The organism is Pseudomonas sp. AGC41, from assembly GCF_057334555.1.
Genome location: NZ_JBHFJB010000150.1, coordinates 1 through 1,786, shown reverse-complemented (window position 1 = coordinate 1,786; position 1,786 = coordinate 1). Strand labels below are relative to the sequence as shown.

At 51.0% G+C, this 1,786-nt stretch carries 3 protein-coding genes; all 3 read right to left on the bottom strand.

The window, feature by feature from the left end; genetic code table 11:
- Position 1: 1 nt before the first annotated feature.
- Positions 2-265, bottom strand: a complete 264-nt coding sequence (locus ACE04F_RS24625) for a PAAR domain-containing protein (RefSeq protein ID WP_339493165.1) — start codon at positions 263-265, stop codon at positions 2-4.
- Between the two features lie 19 nt (positions 266-284).
- Positions 285-776 (bottom strand): hypothetical protein, encoded by a 492-nt coding sequence (locus ACE04F_RS24620; protein ID WP_486110303.1) that lies wholly within the window; start codon positions 774-776, stop codon positions 285-287.
- Positions 773-1,786: RHS repeat domain-containing protein (locus ACE04F_RS24615; protein WP_486110302.1), on the bottom strand; the 1,014-nt coding region annotated here is incomplete at its 5' end. The genes ACE04F_RS24620 and ACE04F_RS24615, both read right to left, overlap by 4 nt.

The following is a 1,786-nucleotide window of genomic DNA, read 5'->3' as shown; positions in this document are numbered from 1 at the left end:
GTCAGCGGTGAACGGAGCCGCGTGAGCCGCTGGCGATCAGGGTCGCGCCGCAGGTGGTCTTCATGCCATCCAACGCCACGGGAATGCCGTTGACGGAATAGGTGCTGCTGCCTTCGGCGATCGGGAAGGGGCCTTTGCATAAGGGGCACATCACCATGTGGCCTTTACCGGCCATGGGCTTGCCGTTGAGGTTGGTGTGGGGGATGGATTCGGTGACAACGCCGCCGTGGTTGGTGGTGTCCCCGAGCCTAATGATTAGGTTCATGCACATTCTTCTTTTTAATTCAGGGCGTTGAAGGTGCCTTCTCTGGTGTTGCGTATTCTTTTATAGAGCACTCATATAAATGATTGTCAGAGTCCTGGAAGTAGTCCACAGATATTTGGGAGGAAAAGTCTACTGCAATAAATCTTATTTCGTCGCTAGTGCTTTCATTAAAATTAAAGTTATTATTTAATTTGGTGTCTGATTCTATCAGTACAGCTCCGCAGTATTTCCAGTCTTCATCAATTAGTGCGTAGAAGTCTTTTTGTGCAAGCCGAGTTGCAATGAAGTTAAAGCACTCATCAAGAGAATCATAAGTTCTCTCTATACAGTGAGTTGGCTGCATTGATCTGAGATTCTCAATAATTTGGTCCGTTTCAGGGAGGCTTTTTCGAGACTCCTCTCGGTATTCATTCAAAAAAATGCTATTTATTTTTTTTTCAAATTTCTCTAGTAGCTTGTTTCCTTGAGCTTTTCTAAAAAATAACTCTCTTTCGTAAGGGGGGATATTCATGAGCAACACTCCTTTTCATAGAAGGCTTTTCCTTTGCCATTACGAATCTGCGGTCGTCCGTGCCTGCTCATTCTTGGATTTCCGTCGTCATCAAGTTTGACTTTTCCAGATTCCCAATGGGGTTTGTCCGGATGACTAACATCCATCGTTTGTTGTTGTACTGATGCAAGTCCCTTACCGCCTCCAGGTTGAGGTGTTTCATAGCGATACTCCCATCCAGATTTATTTTTTGACTGACTAATCGGTTGTTGGCTCGTGGGTATTCCTGCTTGTCTCATAGATTCACGTCGAGCGGCCCTAGAAGTGGCGAGCGGATTTTTTTCACTTCCCGGTGCTAATGGCTCATCCTTCAACCCTAGCGGATCAGTCCACTCCACCGGGTTTGGTGCATAGGCATAAACATTGAGTCCGCCCGCAAACCCGATCGGATCCCTGCCAATAAACCTCCCGGTCTGCGGATCATAGTACCGATAGCGGTTGTAGTGCAGCCCGGTTTCCACATCAAAGTACTGCCCCTGAAAGCGCAACGGATTGCGGATATCCGCGCGGTTGGCGGTGTCGCTGCGCTGTTCCTTGGCCAAGCCCCAGGCTTTGTAGACCCCAGCCCAGGCGATGTCGCCGTGCTCGTCGGTCAACTCCATCGGCGTGCCAAGGTGGTCGCATTGGTACCACGCCACGGCGCTGAAGCTCACAGGCTTAGGCTTGTGCTGCCACACCGGGTCACGATCGATGTCGTAAGTGCCTTCATAGACCGGCTCGGGCAGCAGTTGGATGCTGCGTTGCTCCACCGCCTGCGCCACCGGCACAAAACTACCCGGTTCAAAAAAGTAGTGGGTCAGTCGTTCGCTCTTCTCGTTGTTGCGGCTCTCAAAGGCCAGCACATCACCGTCCCAGCCGTAGATGGTGTAGCCGCAGCCGTACTGCTCATCGAGCTTGGCCCGCTCCAGCTTGTTCCACATCGGCCCGGCTTCGCGGCGGTCGTGGTACTTGGCTTTGGACAGTTTGAACAG

Bases quoted from the DNA above. Each gene is read 5' to 3' on its own strand.
- ACE04F_RS24625 (WP_339493165.1), bottom strand. From the start codon at position 265: ATGAACCTAATCATTAGGCTCGGGGACACCACCAACCACGGCGGCGTT.
- ACE04F_RS24620 (WP_486110303.1), bottom strand. From the start codon at position 776: ATGAATATCCCCCCTTACGAAAGAGAGTTATTTTTTAGAAAAGCTCAA.